Raw genomic sequence first — 14,738 nt, forward strand, 5'->3', positions numbered from 1 at the left:
CTAAACACGGGGGCTGCGCGGCGGACACGCCGACGTCACCGCAATGCCACGCCATTTTGCAGAACTTGACGCACACAACTCGAAGGATCACCACAGACGGCTTCCATTCTGAACCACAGATGGATTCCAGGGTCTCCGCGATGTCGCTTCGCTCCTGCTCCGCGCTGGATGACGAAGATGAAGTTAGCCCATGGCTAATCGCAGCTCAGAGCATCGACGGCTGCTCCCCAAAAAAAACGGCCCGCCTTTCAGCGGGCCGTTCATATACTAAGTCGGCAGTCTGATCACTGAGCCGGTGCCGGCGCGGGTGCCGGAGCCGGAGCCGGAGCCGGCGCGGGTGCAGGCGCGGGTGCAGGCTCTGCCGGAGCCGGAGCGGGTGTCGCCGGAGCTGGCGCAGGAGCCGGTTCGGCTGGCTTCATCGGCTCGGCAGGTGCTGGGGCCGGAGCCGGTGTGCTGGCTGCGGGCGGTTCGGCAGGCGCAGGTGCCTCGCTACGTCTTCCAAAAACATAATAGGCGACAATTGCCAGGATAACGACGACCAGTGCAATCAGCCAGCCGCTGCCGCCGCCGCGTGGCCGTGCGGTACCCGGTGAGGTGAATGGGTCGTTCGGATTGGGTGTGTTCGCCATAAAAGTGTCCTCCGTGGATGAAAAACATCAAGTAATAGCCATCAACGTACAATCGTTGAATCGGTTTCACATTAGGCGTTGAAAACGCCGAAAACAGGGCAATTCTGATCCGGAATCGCTTGCAGGCATGCATTTCCACCGCAAAATGGGTTTCGATCGAGCCAAACCGAACCTTTTTCAGTTTCTTGGCACGAAGCGCGGCTGGTCCGCCGTCGCGCCACGAGTAAGGGCTGGTCCCGCCTCGGCAATGATTCGGTGTGCAACTCCGCCGTGTCGTTCAGTTGACGGCGGTCACCGTATAGCCGATCTTGCGGAAACCCTCGACCAAGCCTTGCGCTCCGGGAAGGTGCATGGCGCCGACCGCCATGAAGACATTGCCGTGGGCGAGGATCGGCGCTGCACGATCGACCATCACCTTGTTGCGGCTGGTGATCATGGTCTGCTCGAATTCGGCGTAACCCGATTGGTCGTCGACCTGTTCGGGGATGACGGCCCGAAACAGCGGTACATACATGCCAGTGTCGCCACGCCGGTAAAGCACGATCATGGTTTCGTTGACGTCGTTCACCTTGTCGCCAAGCTTCAGCGTATCGACCAGCCCCTTCAGGTGAAAGGCGATCGGCAGCGAAGCCATGGCGCGCAGCTGGTCGGCGATTGTCTCCAGCCCCTCGACCGATTTGCCCGAAGCCTCGGCGTCCTTGGCAAGCTTGACGTCGAGCACCGGCGCACCGCCAGCCTGGCGGGCGACTTCGCATACAGGTAGCGCCACCATCGCCGACAGCAACCAAGGTTTCATCTTGGCGACGGTCGCTGGCGGGATGCCACGCGCATCGAGCGCCTTGTTGACCACCGCCGCATCCTCCGGCGACAGCAGCGACGAAAGCGTCGTCTTGTCGGTGAACATCATCAGATCCGGCTCTTTCAGCAGTGCTGCCATCATCTTCTGCTTGTCGAGCACTTCGGTGGTCTCGATGATGACGGTGCCAGCCGCATCGAATGCCTTCTGCGCGGCGGGTGGCAGCGTGGTGACGCGCGGGTCGGTAACGTGCATGGTGCCGAACAGGAAGGACGGTTTTTCGCCCGATTTTTCGAGCTTCCACAGCAGGCCCTTGCCGTTCGGCGTCGCTGCCGCGTCTGCCTCGATCTTGCGGTAGGCAGCCGGGTCGTCCTTTTGCAGCGCGCTCAGCATATCGCTACCGCCGCAGGCCGAAGTCTCGGCGCGTGCCTTGCCCGCGGCGAGCAGCGCGACGATGAGGAAAGAGAGGAAAAACAGGGCGTTGAGCGCGACGAGCAGCTTCAGCGACATATGGGTCGCGCGGTCGGCGATGGCGATGAGGCGTTTCATGCTGCGCTTCTAGGCGCAAAAAGCGGCAAAACGGTTAACCGGCGCATCAAAATTGTTGCGAGATGGCCACCGACACATGCATCGATCACGCACGAGGATGAGCTGCTTCGTAAATCTCGAGCAGCCTGGCGGTGTCGACGCCGGTGTATATCTGGGTTGTCGACAGGCTGGCGTGGCCGAGCAACTCCTGGATGGTGCGCAGGTCGCCGCCGCGCCCTAGCAGATGCGTGGCGAAGGAATGGCGCAGCGCATGCGGCGTCGCCGTGTCGGGCAGGTTGAGCGCCGAGCGCAGCTTGGCCATGTCGCGCTGGACGATTGCCGGGTTGAGCGGGCCGCCGCGGGCACCGCGAAACAGCAGGCCCTTGGGATCGAGATGCCAGGGACACAAGCGGCGGTATTCGGCAATCGCCCGCAGTGCCACCGGCAGCACCGGCACCAGCCGGGTCTTGCCACCCTTGCCGGTGACGCGCAGCACGGTATCACCAGGTGAGGAAAGATCGGCGCCCGACAGGCCGAGCGTCTCGGAGATCCGCAAGCCGGACCCATAGAGCAGGGTCAGCACGGCGGCGTTGCGCGCGGCAATCCACGGCTCCTCCGCCAGTTGGCCTTCCACCGAGACGACGTGTTTTGCATCGCTTGCGGTCAGCGGCTTGGGCAGCGATTTCGGCTGCCGCGGCGCGCGCAAGGCTGTCGCACCTGCCGCATTGGCGAGGCCGCGCCGTTCCAGGAAACGCAGCAGCGAGCGGATGCCGGCCAGCCCGCGCCCGAGCGTGCGGGCGCCGGCGCCCTCGGCACGGCGGGCAGCGAGAAAGCCGCGCAGATCGGCGGGGCGCAGATCGGCGATGTCGGAAATGCCGGGCGAGCCGCCGCAATGGCCGGTCAGGAAATGCAGGAACTGGCGCGTGTCGCGCTCATAGGCCTCGACGGTTTCGGGCGATAGCCGGCGTTCGCGCGCCAGCATCTTCAGCCAGGCCTCGCGCGCCGCCTGCAGGTCGGGTTTTGCCGGTATGAGGAATTCCTGCATTGCACTCTTCCAGTTCCCCGCCATCTTCCGGCACGCGGGTTAGGAAGCGGTGAAGAGCGGCGTCATTGAAATGACGACGGGCTGGGGTTAGAGCAAGGCAAAGGATTTTCCGCAGATGATCAAGCCGCAAAACCCCGTCCAGATGGCCGTGATCGGTGCCGCGCATGGCATCAAGGGCGAATTGCGCGTCAAGAGCTTTACCGGCGACCCGCTGGCGCTGGCCGATTACGGTCCGCTCTACGCCAGGGATGGCCGCGCCTTCCAGATCGTCGACATCAGGCCCGCCAACACCGTGGTGGTGGTGCGGTTCAAAGGCGTCAACGACCGCAATGCCGCCGAGGCGCTGGCCGGCACCGAATTGTTCGTCGACCGTTCGGTGTTGCCCGATGAGGGCGAAGAGGATGAATTCTACCATGCCGACCTCGTCGGACTGGAGGTCAAGGATGACATCGGTGCCATCATCGGCAAGGTCGTCACCGTGCATAATTTCGGCGGCGGCGACATTCTCGACGTGACGCTGGCGGGGCGCAAAGGCGTGCTCATCCCGTTCACGCAGGCCGCCGTTCCGGAAGTGTCGATCGCCGGCGGCTTTGTCCGCGTTGATCCAGCCGCCGCAGGGTTGGTCGAGGACGAGGACGGCGAGCCTCCCGCTGACGACGGTTTCGACCCCAAGGGCAGGCCGCGCGGGCCGAGGGACGCCGGAGGCAACCGGTGAGTTTTTCGGCTTCGGTGCTGACGCTCTATCCCGACATGTTTCCCGGCGCGCTCGGCCTGTCGCTGGCCGGCCGCGCGCTCGAGACCGGCATTTGGTCGCTCGAAACGATCCAGATCCGCGACTTTGCCAGCGATCGTCACCGTACCGTCGATGACACGCCGGCCGGCGGCGGCGCCGGCATGGTGATGCGGGCAGACGTGCTGGCCAGCGCCATCGACCATGCCTCGCCGGCAGCCGATCCACGTCCGCGCCTGCTGATGAGCCCGCGCGGCAAGCCGCTGACGCAGGCACGGGTGCGCGAGCTCGCCGGCGGGCCGGGTGCGGTGATCGTCTGCGGCCGCTTCGAAGGCGTCGACCAGCGGGTCATTGAATCGCGCGGCCTCGAGGAAGTTTCGATCGGCGACTTCATCCTGTCCGGCGGCGAGCCGGCGGCACTCGTGCTGCTCGACGCCGTGGTGCGCCTGCTGCCCGGCGTCATGGGCAATGCGGTATCGGGCGAGGAAGAGAGCTTTGAAAACGGCCTGCTCGAACATCCGCATTATACGCGGCCGCAGGAGTTCGAGGGCCGGCCGATTCCCGAAGTGCTGATTTCGGGCAATCACAGGAAGATCGCGGCTTGGCGGCGGGCCGAAGCGGAGAGGCTGACGAAGGAGCGACGGCCGGATCTTTCAGCCGCTCAGCCCTTGTCGAAATAGTAGAAAGCCAGGAACAGGCCGACGGCGATGACGAAGCCGCGCACCGCGTTCTGCGGCACGCGCCTAGCGATCCAGACGCCGGCATAGCCGCCCAGCGCGCCACCCGGGATCATGATGATCGCCTGCAGCCAGGCAATGACGCCGCCCGAGACGAAGACGAGGATGGCAACCGCAGCGATGACCACGGCCAGCATGTTCTTCAGTGCGTTCAGCCGGTGATAGTCGCCGGACTGGGTGAGACCGAGCGTCGCCAGCATCATGACGCCCATGCCGGCGCCGAAGAAGCCGCCATAGGCGGCGGTGGCGAACTGCGCCAGCGACCCGACCAGAGAACCCACCGCGGCCTCATGCTCCGGCTTGGGCGCCGGCTTCAGCCATGGCCCGGCAGCAAACAATGCGGTTGCCGCCAGCAGCAGCCACGGCACCAAGGCGCGGAAGGACGGGTTGTCGAGCCCTAGAAGGATGAGCGCGCCAGACAGCGCACCGAGAGCCGAAATGAGGCTGAGCAGCAGTGCGCCGCGCCAGAAATGCTTGATGTCGTGCCAATAGGCGAGCGTCGAGGTGATGTAGCCGGGGAACTGCGTCACCGACGATGTCGCATTGGCGACGATCGGCGGCAGGCCGGCCAGGGTCATGGCGCCAAAGGTTATGAACGTGCCGCCGCCGGCAACGGCATTGACCGCGCCTGATAGAAAGCCGGCGAGAAAGAGCAGGACCGCGTCCAAGATTGGCATGAGGGGTGTCGTCGCTGGAGGAAAATGCTTATCTTCCGGCTTAGGAAGCTTGACGCGCGGGCGCAACCCCCTGGACCACAAGCGATCACGGGATTGCCACAGCGGGCGCCAGCCCAAGAAGCAGCGCAAAAAAGAAACGGCCCAAAAAAGAAACGGCGAAGACGTGACAAAGCGCCGAAATAGCTGTATGTGCGCGCCGAACCGGAAGAAAAATCTGCCAAGAGCGATCTTCTGGCCCGTCAACAATGACGGTGTAGTCGCCCCTGCCCGATGTTCTCGAACAGACGTTCTCGAACGAAGGGCATAGCCGAGCGGTCGATGCGACTGCAAGGCGAGTGTCGGGCGCTCTGACTGTCGGAAGAACAAGAAGTGGATTTTTGAGATGGACATCCTCCGTCAGATCGAGGCCGAGCAGGCCGCCAAGATCGAAGCCAAGCGCAAGCTCCCCGAATTCCAGCCCGGCGATACCGTGCGCGTCCAGGTCCGTGTGACCGAAGGCACCCGCACCCGCGTCCAGGCCTATGAGGGCGTCGTCATCGCCCGCGCCGGCGCCGGCTTCCAGGAAAACTTCACCGTCCGCAAGATCTCCTACGGCGAAGGCGTGGAGCGGGTGTTCCCGGTCTATTCGCCGATGGTCGAGGGCGTCGAGATCGTGCGCCGCGGCAAGGTGCGTCGCGCCAAGCTGTACTATTTGCGAGACCGTCGCGGCAAATCGGCCCGCATTTCGGAAAACACCGGCGTGCGCGCCCGCAAGCTCAACGACGAAGAGCGCGATGCGCTGAACGCCGAGAAGGCGCGCATCGAGGCCGAGAAAGTGGCCGCCGCCCAGGCGCTGGCCGCCGAGAAGGCCGCGCAGGACGCCGCCGAGAAGAAGGCCGCCGACGAGGCCGCCAAGGCCGCGGAAGCAACTGCCGCCGAATAAGGCGTCTTCAAAACTCATGGTTTTGGAAAGGCGGCTTCGGCCGCCTTTTTATTTCACGAGGTGGATTCGATTTTGCCGGTCCGCAATCGATACGGATCGTTCTGTAATTGCCGCCGTTGAAAGCATTGGAATTCATTTTCGTGCCGAGCGGCGCATCAGAGCGGCTTGCAAGGCGCCTGCGGAAAGCTAAAGTCGGCGCCGGATTTCCTGCATGCCTCGGTCGATCGAGGCGGTTCAGTTCCTGGGGAGCATAGTCATGATCAATTCGAAACTGCTGCTGGCCGGCCTGCTGGCTTGCCTTCTCGTGCCGGTCGCGGCTCTGGCGCAGGCGCTGCCCGACCTCGGCGGCAAGAAGGTGGTGGTGGTGACCGAAAACGCCTATCCGCCGCTGCAGTTCATCGATGCCAAGACCGGCAAGCAGATCGGTTGGGAATATGACGCGATGAACGAGATCGCCAAACGGCTGAATTTCAAGGTCGAGTACCAGAATACCTCTTGGGACGCGATGATCCAGGCGGTTTCCGACAATCAGTACAACATCGGCATGACCGGCATCACCATCAAGGACGACCGCAAGCAGAAGGTCGATTTCTCCGATCCGTATATGCGCTCGGAACAGTTCATGCTGGTGCGCGGCGACGAGAAGCGCTTCACCGATGCAAAGACGTTCGCCGCCTTCAAGGACGGGCTGATCGGCGCGCAGGCCGGCACCACGCCCTTCTACACCGCCGTCTACAGCGTGCTCGACGGCAACGAGCAGAACCCGCGCATCAAGCTGTTCGAGACGTTCGGCGCGACGGTGCAGGCACTGAAGGCCGGCGACGTCGACGTCGTGCTCACCGACGGCACTGCCGGCAAGGGCTATGTCGATGCGTCCAATGGCGGCCTTAAGCTGATCGGCGGCCCACTCGGCACCGAGGATTTCGGCTTCATCTTCCCCAAGGGCTCCGACCTGGTGAAGCCGGTCAACGCGGCAATCGCCGCGCTCAAGGCCGACGGTACGCTCGACGCGCTCAACAAGAAGTGGTTCCTTGATTACAAGATGGGGCAGTAGGCCCGCTTGTTGCGCGCATTTCATGACGATTGTGCGCGGGAACTCGCGCTGACTCTGCGCTCGTACACCCCCCTCTGTCCTGCCGGACATCTCCCCCTCAAGGGGGGAGATCGGATTTCGCATCGGCTTTCGCCAATTTTCAGTGTTGCAGAACGGGCCGCGAGGTCAAAGCTGCCGATCTCCCCCCTGGAGGGGGAGATCGCCGGCAGGCCAGAGGGGGGTGTGACAGAACGCTGCCTTCGTGACTCTGTTATCGGTACCGCTTGATGCCGTCGGCGCCTCCCGCCTCAGCCAAATCCGACTTCCCGTGGTGGCTTGCCGTGGCCGTGGCGATCGCCTTGGCCGCCGCCATCTTCATCGCTGCCAGCGACCTCTATGCCCAGGTCTTCGCAACCGTCGCCAAGGGCATCGGCGTCACCATCTTCGTCACGGTGGTCGCCTTCGCGCTGGCTTGCGCGATCGGCCTCGGCGTCGCGCTGATGGGCCTGTCGGGCTCACGCTGGCTCAGCCAGATCGGCCGCTTCTACGTCGAGATCATCCGCGGCGTGCCGATGCTGGTGCTGTTGTTCTGGATCGCCTTTGCCGGGGCGCCGGCCTTCGTCGCGGCATGGAACGCGCTGACGGCGCCGCTGCAAAGCGCCGGCCTCTTCGGTGAGCTGCTGGTACGCGACGTGTCGTTGCTTTGGCGCGCCGTCATGGCGCTGACCATCGGCTATTCCGCCTTCATCTCGGAGGTGTTCCGCGCCGGTATCCAGGCGGTCGAGAAGGGGCAGATCGAGGCGGCCAAGGCGCTCGGGCTGACGCGCACCCAGCGCTTCCGGCTGGTCATCTTTCCGCAGGCGATCCGCACCATCCTGCCGCCGCTCGGCAATGATTTCGTCGCCATGGTCAAGGATTCCTCGCTGGTCTCGGTGCTCGGCGTCGCCGACATCACCCAGATGGGCAAGATCTACGCCGCCGGCTCGTTCCGCTTCTTCGAAACCTATTCGATCGTCGCCTATATCTATCTCATCCTGACCGTCGGCCTGTCGTTGGCCTTGCGGGCGCTGGAGAAGCGGCTCCGCCACCAGCATGGGGAATAGAAGGCAGGCGAAAACGGCGCTACCATCGAGCGGACGCGACCGGGGAGGACCCATGATCATCGACAAGGCCAATGCGGCGCTGGAAGCGGTCTATACGGCCGACACGCCTGAGACGCTCGCCAAGGCCTATGCGCAATGGGCCGCGACCTATGACGGCGAAACCGCGGCGCTCGGCTATCTCCTGCCGTTCCTGATCACCGCCTGGGTGGCGCGCCATGTGCCGCCGGGCGAAGGGCCGCTGCTCGACGCCGGTTGCGGCACCGGCCTGTCGGGGCCGTCCCTGAAGGCACTCGGCTACCACGATATTGCCGGGCTCGACCTGTCGCAGGACATGCTGAAAATCGCCGGCAGCCGGCAGGCCTACAGCGAGCTGAAACAGGCGATGCTCGGCGGGCCATTGCCTTGGGCGGACGGGTATTTCCGCGCCTTTTTCTCGACCGGCGTGTTCACCATCAGCCACGCACCGGCGTCGGGCCTGCATGAACTGGTACGCATCACCAGGACGGGCGGCCACGCCATCTTCACGGTTCGCGACCAGGTGTTTGAAAGCGGCGGGTTTCAAGCCGTGTTTGGCGAACTGGAGCAGGCGAAAAAATGGCAGCCGGTCGAGGAGAGCCCGTGGTTCCGCTGCTACGCAATCGCCGAGCCCGACGCGCTGGTGAAGACCTTCGTGTTCGAGGTGGTTTGAGTGGCGCCTTCTTCCTTCTCCCCTTGTGGGAGAAGGTGGATCGGCGCGCAGTGCCGAGACGGATGAGGGGTGTTGGACGGAATGAGGCGTTGGCGTTCCCTGGAGCACCCCTCATCCGTCGCCTTCGGCGACACCTTCTCCCACAAGGGGAGAAGGGGAAGCCGCGCCACAACCCGCCAATTGCCGAAAAGCCAAAACATTGATATGAGCAGCGCCATGGAAGAGCTTTTTGGCGATCCGGCCTATAAAGGTTTCGTGCTGCAGGACAGGAAACGCCTGCCGTCGCGATTTTCCGCGCGCGTCTGCGGGGCGCTGACCAGCCGACTTAGCTAGGGCAGACTCGCCAGGCTGTTTCGCTGGTCCGACCGGCGTCGTTTTCCCTTTTTAATTCGACGGATTTACGCAAATGAGCGCACCGCGCACCCTCTACGACAAGATTTTCGACGACCATGTTGTCGACCGCCAGGACGACGGCACCTGCCTGCTCTATATCGACCGCCATCTGGTCCACGAAGTCACCAGCCCGCAAGCTTTCGAAGGCCTGCGCATAACCGGCCGCAAGGTTCGGCATCCGGAAAAGACGCTGGCCGTGGTCGACCACAATGTGTCGACCTCGCCCGAGCGCAAGTTCGGCATCAAGAACGAGGAAAGCCGCATCCAGGTCGAGGCGCTGGCCAAGAACGCCAAGGATTTCGGCATCGAGTATTATTCCGAGAAGGATATCCGCCAGGGCATCGTCCACATCATCGGTCCCGAGCAAGGCTTTACGCTGCCCGGCATGACCATCGTCTGCGGCGACAGCCACACCTCGACGCATGGCGCGTTCGGGGCGCTAGCGCATGGCATCGGCACCTCGGAAGTCGAGCATGTGCTGGCGACGCAGACGCTGATCCAGCGCAAGGCCAAGAACATGCTGGTGCGCGTCGACGGCGCACTGCCGGAAGGCGTCACCGCCAAGGACATCATCCTCGCCATCATCGGCGAGATCGGCACGGCCGGCGGCACCGGCTATGTCATCGAATATGCCGGCGAGGCAATCCGTGCGCTGTCGATGGAAGGCCGCATGACGATCTGCAACATGTCGATCGAAGCCGGCGCCCGCGCCGGCCTGATCGCGCCCGACGAGACCACCTTCGCCTATGTCAAGGACAAGCCGCGCGCCCCCAAGGGCGAAGCCTGGGACGCCGCGCTCGCCTACTGGAAGACGCTGCAGTCCGACGAAGGCGCGCATTTCGACAAGGTGGTCGTGCTCGACGCGGCAAAGCTGCCGCCGATCGTCTCCTGGGGCTCCTCGCCCGAGGACGTGGTCTCGGTGCAAGGCATCGTGCCGAACCCGGACGACATCACTGATGAGAACAAGCGCACCTCCAAGCAGCGCGCACTCGACTATATGGGCCTGAAGCCGGGCACCAAGATCACCGATATCGAACTCGATCGCGTCTTCATCGGCTCCTGCACCAATGGCCGCATCGAGGATCTGCGCGCCGCCGCCAAGGTGATCGAGGGCAGACAAGTCAATCCGCGGGTCAGTGCGATGATCGTGCCGGGCTCCGGCCTGGTCAAGGAACAGGCAGAGGCCGAAGGCCTCGACAAGATCTTTGTCGCCGCCGGCTTTGACTGGCGTGAGCCGGGCTGCTCGATGTGCCTTGCCATGAACGACGACCGGCTGAAGCCGCATGAGCGCTGCGCCTCGACCTCGAATCGCAATTTCGAGGGGCGCCAAGGCTTCAAGGGCCGGACGCATCTGGTGTCGCCGGCAATGGCCGCGGCGGCGGCGATCGCCGGCCATTTCGTCGACATCCGCGAGTGGAAATAGGGCAGGCGCGCGCAGTCGGATATGAGGAGCCCGAGCCGCAATGCGGTTCGGGCATTCTTCAGTCGGGCCGCCTGACGAATTCGTGGAATCCCTCACGGCGGCCGGGTTGGTCCTTTGCGACGACCAGCGCCAGTTGGCGCTCGTCGAAGAGTTTGAACCATTCGTCCCATTCGACCAGTTCGTAGCCGCCGGCATTGACCGGGCGTTCGGCCTCATCCTGGTCCTGGTAGGCATGCTGGCCGAAGACCAGCCTCAGCATGGGCTGCGTTCCGGCTTCGGGCGACACGTCGACGATCGCCGGAAAGCCGGCGCGTGCCGCGGCCCATGAGCGAATTGCATCGTGATCGGTCAGCATGATCGTGTCGGCCATCGGAGCGTCTCCTGGTTGCGGTCGTGAAACGCCGCTCGCCGTTCGCGGTTCCGCCCAGCGGCTTTGTCGACGCACCTGTCGTATATTCGCTTTCGCTTAACCGCTTGTTTGGGCTTCCGCTCTAAGGTCCTCCAAGGGGAAGCGAGGGGAAATTACAGCGCTTGGACACCGGCCTGCTCATAGCGCTGCTCAATCCAGGCATCGCCCTCACACTCGGCGCGGCATTTCTCGTGCTGTGGTTCTATCAGCGCCACCGTCCCTATCTGGGCGTGCTGGCGGCGGGCTACTCGGCCTCGGCCGCAGGCTTCCTGCTCCAGTATTTCACGCTGCCGGTCGGCATGGCACCGACCAAGCTCATCTCGATCCTGTGCTTCACCTTCGCCACCTGCTGTCTCGCCGGCGCGGTCATTGCGCGCTATGGGCGGCGCGTGCCTTACCCGGCGGTCGGCATTCTGGCCTGCGGCGGCCTGGCCGCGTTTTCGTGGTTTCTTTTTGCCCGGCCGGATCTCACCTGGCGCATCCTTGCCATCAATTTCAGCTTCGGCGGCATCAGCCTGGCTGTCGCCGCCGAGTTGCGCGTGGTGCGCAACAACGGCCCGACAGAAATGATCCTGTTCGTGCTGTCGCTGCTTTCCGGCCTGAACTTCCTGGCGCGGACGCTTGCCGTCGTCATCGCGCATGGGCCGTTCACCAGCTATGAAGGGCTTTACTCCTCGTCCTACTGGACGACGGCTCTGCTATCGCATGCATTGCTGTCGCTGCTTATTGCGCTTTGCCTGTTCGGCGCCGCCGCGCTCGATGTGATGAAGGCCCTGAAGACCGAAACCCTGACAGACCCGCTGTCGGGCCTGCTCAACCGCCGCGGCTTCGAGGAGCGCGCCATGCTTGTCCTGCAGCACTGTGCCACGGCGCAATTGCCGGTTGCGCTGGTGCTTGCCGATCTCGATCATTTCAAGGCGCTCAACGATCAGCATGGCCACGCGGCCGGCGATCGCGTCATCGCCGACTTCGCTGCCAAGCTTCTGTCGGCTGCAGGTACGCGCGGCGTTGCCGGCCGTATCGGCGGCGAAGAGTTCGCCGTGCTGTTGCCGCTCAGCGACCTTGGCGCGGCAAGACTGTTTGCCGAAGCCATTCGCACGGTCTATTCGGCGGGCAGAATCGACGGACTTCCGCCCGACACGAGAGTGACCGCGAGCTTCGGGGTGGCCGCCCGCACCAGCGACGAAGGGCTGGACCCGCTGATGCGCCGCGCCGACGAAGCGCTCTACAAAGCCAAAAGGAGTGGCCGCGACAGCGTATGCCTGTCCTATCCGCGGCCTGAAACGGTCGTCCTTCCCAATCGGACCAGTGCTGGCTGAGCGTCAGCGGCGGCTTCGAATTAACGTCTTTTTCGCGCGTTGGTGATTTGCTGTTCGGGGGGAAGTGCCAAAACGCCATGGGCAGCGCTAATTTCATCCTGCTGATCAACCTGTTCGTTGCCGGGCTGCTGGCGGCGGCCTTCATGACGATCGCGGTCTATGACGCCGGCCGGGTGTCGGCACGCTGGCTGGCGTTCGGCTATGTGCTCGGCACGGCTTATTTTGCGATCGAGTTCAGCATTCCTGCCTTCGACAATGCGCGCCCCGTGGTTGTCGCCGCCTTTGCCGCCTTCCTTGGCGCTACCGTCGCCTTCAATGGCGGGCTTGCCCATAAATACCGCGTTTCGCCGCCTTGGCCGCCGATGCTGTTCTTCCTGGTCTTCGCCACCCTCGCGGTCCACTTCGTGCAGGACCTGCCACGCCAATCCTTTGTGCGAATGGCGGCCTACCAGCTTCCCTATGCGGCTATGCAGTTCACCGGGCTGGCGATCGTCTTGTCGTCCAGGCAAAGACGCGAGCGGCTCGACTATATGCTGATGGCTGTCCTGGCGGCCAGCACCTTGCAGTTCGCCAGCAAACCCTTCATCGCCCATGCGCTTGGTGGCTGGGGCGCCAATCCGCAATCTTATGCGCAGACCAGCTATGCGTTGGTGTCGCAGTCGGTCGGCACCGTGTTCGGCCTGGCGCTTGCGCTGGTGACATTGGCTATCCTGGTCCGCGACGTGCTCGCCGAGGCGACGTCGAAATCGGAAACCGACACGCTTTCGCGGCTGCTCAACCGTGGCGGCTTCGAGCGCCATGCCGAGATCGCGCTGCGTGACGCCATGCGGCGCGCCGTTCCAGCGGCACTGGTCATTGCCGATCTCGACCATTTCAAGCGCATCAACGATACTTACGGCCACGCGTCGGGCGATCGGGTCATCGAGACCTTTGCCGGGTTTCTCCGCGATGCCGCGGCCGACCATCATGTCGCCGGCCGCATCGGCGGCGAGGAATTCGCTATTTTCCTGCCGGGGACCAATCTAGCCGCCGCCCGGCTCTTTGCCGAGGGCACGCGTAGCGCCTTCGGTGCCACGCCGATCGACTGCCTGCCCGCGGATCACCGCTGCAGCGCCAGCTTCGGCATTGCCGAGCTTGGTCCGGGCGAAAGCTTTTCCGACCTGCTGCGGCGCGCCGACAAAGCGCTCTATCAGGCGAAGGGCAGCGGTCGCGATTGCGTGCGTGTCTCGGCGGGGCCGGCTGTTGCCCTGCCGGCGCCGTCAACCAAGGGCGGCGTGGCCGTCAGCGGCAGGGGCTGAGCTCCGGCATTTCGCCGTCGGAGAGGCCGTACATATAGCTGCGGCCCTTGACGAAAACCGGCGGCCTATAGCAGTCGCCGCCGCGGACATCGTCCGATTCGTTTTCGTAGATCACGTCGGGCTGGCCGGCGCTGGTGTAGTCGGACAATTCCTTGGCCAGCTTGCCCTCGCCAACGAGGATACGCTTGTAGCCGGCGGCGCTGTCGATGACGAGATTGCCGAAGGAATCGGCATAGACGCGGTCATGATGGCGCGTCCCGGCGAATGCCGGTGCGACGACGCCGACGGCGAGCGCCGCCACTAGGAACCAGGGAAGGCGCGATCCTGCTGAATTCGAATGCATGGCGTGCTGCTCCATTGCTGAGAGGCAAGCCTCCTCGAATCAGAAATTAACCTTTTATTAACCTTTGTTAAGAGGGCAACCGCAGCAGGGGCGAGGTCTCGGAAAATATGGTTAATACTCGATCGCCCACCGGCCATCATTCGGCCATGCCTTGTTCCCACCATCCCCAGCATCGGGCGCGACTCGAGAAGCATGAAATCCGGTGGCTTGCCGGAGCATCGCGGCGGGCTCGATACGCGGGGGGAAAGCAGCAAATGAGATTACGCCGCACGTTTCGGATGGCGCTGGCCATTCCGCCGCTGCTGGCTGCCGCCGCCTGCGCGCCGCAGACCAGCGCGCCCAAGCTCGGCAACACGGCCGCCGCTTCCGTGTCGCTTGCTCCCGCCGCTAGCGAACCGACGGCACCGCAGCCGCGCACAGCTACTTACAACTGCGCCGACGGTAGCGTGATAACCATCGAGAATCTCGGCACGTCGGTGCGCGTCCTCGGCCAGAACGGCGCCAGCGCCGAGCTGCCGGCGTCACCGGCCAATCAGACCAGCCGTTACGGCGAGGCGCATGACGCAATCGTGATCGATGGGCGTGAGGCGCTGGTGATGAAGGGCGGTGCATCACCGCTGGCCTGCAAGCGCTGATCCGCCCCTTGCGCCAGCCATATTTTGCAG

At 64.0% G+C, this 14,738-nt stretch carries 16 protein-coding genes; 11 read left to right on the forward strand and 5 right to left on the reverse strand.

Features of this window, described 5'->3' with window-relative positions; translation table 11 throughout:
- Nucleotides 1-906 precede the first annotated feature (906 nt).
- Together NKJ73_RS31450 and NKJ73_RS31455 are read right to left on the reverse strand one after the other, a co-directional pair.
- Complete coding sequence (locus tag NKJ73_RS31450) at nucleotides 907-1,974, reverse strand: TraB/GumN family protein (RefSeq protein ID WP_352572226.1); 1,068 nt, start codon at nucleotides 1,972-1,974, stop codon at nucleotides 907-909.
- A gap of 85 nt (nucleotides 1,975-2,059) precedes the next feature.
- Entirely contained in the window at nucleotides 2,060-2,998 is a 939-nt protein-coding gene (locus tag NKJ73_RS31455) for a tyrosine recombinase XerC (RefSeq protein WP_352572227.1), read from the reverse strand.
- Nucleotides 2,999-3,113: 115 nt separating this feature from the next.
- Here NKJ73_RS31455 and rimM point away from each other — a divergent pair, with 115 nt between their 5' ends.
- Together rimM and trmD are read left to right on the forward strand one after the other, a co-directional pair.
- Entirely contained in the window at nucleotides 3,114-3,713 is a 600-nt protein-coding gene (rimM, locus tag NKJ73_RS31460; RefSeq protein ID WP_352572228.1) for a ribosome maturation factor RimM, read from the forward strand.
- Nucleotides 3,710-4,408, forward strand: coding sequence for a tRNA (guanosine(37)-N1)-methyltransferase TrmD (gene trmD, locus NKJ73_RS31465; protein WP_352572229.1), 699 nt, complete (start codon nucleotides 3,710-3,712; stop codon nucleotides 4,406-4,408). Before rimM ends, trmD begins: the two co-directional genes overlap by 4 nt.
- On the opposite strand, the gene NKJ73_RS31470 is transcribed toward trmD, so the two are convergent.
- Complete coding sequence (locus NKJ73_RS31470; protein WP_352572230.1) at nucleotides 4,390-5,142, reverse strand: sulfite exporter TauE/SafE family protein; 753 nt, start codon at nucleotides 5,140-5,142, stop codon at nucleotides 4,390-4,392. The two genes, trmD and NKJ73_RS31470, sit on opposite strands and share 19 nt — an antisense overlap.
- A gap of 382 nt (nucleotides 5,143-5,524) precedes the next feature.
- Between NKJ73_RS31470 and rplS the strand changes: the two genes are divergently transcribed.
- The 6 genes from rplS to leuC all read left to right on the forward strand — a co-directional run bounded on the left by rplS (nucleotide 5,525) and on the right by leuC (nucleotide 10,704).
- Nucleotides 5,525-6,064: a 50S ribosomal protein L19 gene (gene rplS, locus NKJ73_RS31475; protein ID WP_352572231.1), complete on the forward strand. Its 540-nt coding sequence runs from the start codon at nucleotides 5,525-5,527 to the stop codon at nucleotides 6,062-6,064.
- A gap of 256 nt (nucleotides 6,065-6,320) precedes the next feature.
- Nucleotides 6,321-7,118 (forward strand): transporter substrate-binding domain-containing protein, encoded by a 798-nt coding sequence (locus NKJ73_RS31480; RefSeq protein WP_031212709.1) that lies wholly within the window; start codon nucleotides 6,321-6,323, stop codon nucleotides 7,116-7,118.
- Between the two features lie 266 nt (nucleotides 7,119-7,384).
- Nucleotides 7,385-8,200 carry an amino acid ABC transporter permease gene (locus NKJ73_RS31485; RefSeq protein WP_352572232.1) on the forward strand — a complete coding sequence of 272 codons (816 nt, stop codon included), beginning with the start codon at nucleotides 7,385-7,387 and terminating at the stop codon, nucleotides 8,198-8,200.
- A gap of 52 nt (nucleotides 8,201-8,252) precedes the next feature.
- Complete coding sequence (locus NKJ73_RS31490) at nucleotides 8,253-8,888, forward strand: class I SAM-dependent DNA methyltransferase (protein WP_352572233.1); 636 nt, start codon at nucleotides 8,253-8,255, stop codon at nucleotides 8,886-8,888.
- A gap of 72 nt (nucleotides 8,889-8,960) precedes the next feature.
- On the forward strand, nucleotides 8,961-9,221 hold the full coding sequence (locus NKJ73_RS31495; protein ID WP_352572245.1) for a hypothetical protein: 261 nt from the start codon (nucleotides 8,961-8,963) through the stop codon (nucleotides 9,219-9,221).
- A 73-nt stretch (nucleotides 9,222-9,294) separates the two neighbouring features.
- On the forward strand, nucleotides 9,295-10,704 hold the full coding sequence (gene leuC, locus NKJ73_RS31500) for a 3-isopropylmalate dehydratase large subunit (protein WP_352450161.1): 1,410 nt from the start codon (nucleotides 9,295-9,297) through the stop codon (nucleotides 10,702-10,704).
- Nucleotides 10,705-10,762: 58 nt separating this feature from the next.
- Here the strand turns inward: leuC and NKJ73_RS31505 are convergent, their stop codons facing one another.
- Entirely contained in the window at nucleotides 10,763-11,074 is a 312-nt protein-coding gene (locus NKJ73_RS31505) for a hypothetical protein (RefSeq protein WP_023679773.1), read from the reverse strand.
- A gap of 161 nt (nucleotides 11,075-11,235) precedes the next feature.
- Between NKJ73_RS31505 and NKJ73_RS31510 the strand changes: the two genes are divergently transcribed.
- Both NKJ73_RS31510 and NKJ73_RS31515 read left to right on the forward strand, forming a co-directional pair.
- Nucleotides 11,236-12,432 (forward strand): GGDEF domain-containing protein, encoded by a 1,197-nt coding sequence (locus NKJ73_RS31510; RefSeq protein WP_352572234.1) that lies wholly within the window; start codon nucleotides 11,236-11,238, stop codon nucleotides 12,430-12,432.
- Between the two features lie 77 nt (nucleotides 12,433-12,509).
- Nucleotides 12,510-13,730 (forward strand): GGDEF domain-containing protein, encoded by a 1,221-nt coding sequence (locus tag NKJ73_RS31515; protein ID WP_023679771.1) that lies wholly within the window; start codon nucleotides 12,510-12,512, stop codon nucleotides 13,728-13,730.
- Here the strand turns inward: NKJ73_RS31515 and NKJ73_RS31520 are convergent.
- Nucleotides 13,714-14,073 carry a hypothetical protein gene (locus tag NKJ73_RS31520; RefSeq protein WP_031212708.1) on the reverse strand — a complete coding sequence of 120 codons (360 nt, stop codon included), beginning with the start codon at nucleotides 14,071-14,073 and terminating at the stop codon, nucleotides 13,714-13,716. The genes NKJ73_RS31515 and NKJ73_RS31520 overlap by 17 nt on opposite strands.
- A 254-nt stretch (nucleotides 14,074-14,327) precedes the next feature.
- Here NKJ73_RS31520 and NKJ73_RS31525 point away from each other — a divergent pair, with 254 nt between their 5' ends.
- Nucleotides 14,328-14,708, forward strand: a complete 381-nt coding sequence (locus NKJ73_RS31525) for a hypothetical protein (RefSeq protein WP_031212707.1) — start codon at nucleotides 14,328-14,330, stop codon at nucleotides 14,706-14,708.
- Nucleotides 14,709-14,738: the final 30 nt, after the last annotated feature.

Source organism: Mesorhizobium sp. M0074, assembly GCF_040322975.1.
Classification (GTDB): domain Bacteria; phylum Pseudomonadota; class Alphaproteobacteria; order Rhizobiales; family Rhizobiaceae; genus Mesorhizobium.

What these genes read in the sequence shown, in the direction of transcription:
- rplS (WP_352572231.1), top strand. Translation starts at nt 5,525, where the DNA reads ATGGACATCCTCCGTCAGATCGAGGCCGAGCAGGCCGCCAAGATCGAA.
- NKJ73_RS31455 (WP_352572227.1), bottom strand. Translation starts at nt 2,998, where the DNA reads ATGCAGGAATTCCTCATACCGGCAAAACCCGACCTGCAGGCGGCGCGC.
- NKJ73_RS31480 (WP_031212709.1), top strand. Translation starts at nt 6,321, where the DNA reads ATGATCAATTCGAAACTGCTGCTGGCCGGCCTGCTGGCTTGCCTTCTC.
- NKJ73_RS31505 (WP_023679773.1), bottom strand. Translation starts at nt 11,074, where the DNA reads ATGGCCGACACGATCATGCTGACCGATCACGATGCAATTCGCTCATGG.
- rimM (WP_352572228.1), top strand. Translation starts at nt 3,114, where the DNA reads ATGATCAAGCCGCAAAACCCCGTCCAGATGGCCGTGATCGGTGCCGCG.
- NKJ73_RS31515 (WP_023679771.1), top strand. Translation starts at nt 12,510, where the DNA reads ATGGGCAGCGCTAATTTCATCCTGCTGATCAACCTGTTCGTTGCCGGG.
- NKJ73_RS31525 (WP_031212707.1), top strand. Translation starts at nt 14,328, where the DNA reads ATGAGATTACGCCGCACGTTTCGGATGGCGCTGGCCATTCCGCCGCTG.
- NKJ73_RS31470 (WP_352572230.1), bottom strand. Translation starts at nt 5,142, where the DNA reads ATGCCAATCTTGGACGCGGTCCTGCTCTTTCTCGCCGGCTTTCTATCA.
- NKJ73_RS31520 (WP_031212708.1), bottom strand. Translation starts at nt 14,073, where the DNA reads ATGCATTCGAATTCAGCAGGATCGCGCCTTCCCTGGTTCCTAGTGGCG.
- NKJ73_RS31450 (WP_352572226.1), bottom strand. Translation starts at nt 1,974, where the DNA reads ATGAAACGCCTCATCGCCATCGCCGACCGCGCGACCCATATGTCGCTG.
- NKJ73_RS31490 (WP_352572233.1), top strand. Translation starts at nt 8,253, where the DNA reads ATGATCATCGACAAGGCCAATGCGGCGCTGGAAGCGGTCTATACGGCC.
- leuC (WP_352450161.1), top strand. Translation starts at nt 9,295, where the DNA reads ATGAGCGCACCGCGCACCCTCTACGACAAGATTTTCGACGACCATGTT.
- NKJ73_RS31485 (WP_352572232.1), top strand. Translation starts at nt 7,385, where the DNA reads ATGCCGTCGGCGCCTCCCGCCTCAGCCAAATCCGACTTCCCGTGGTGG.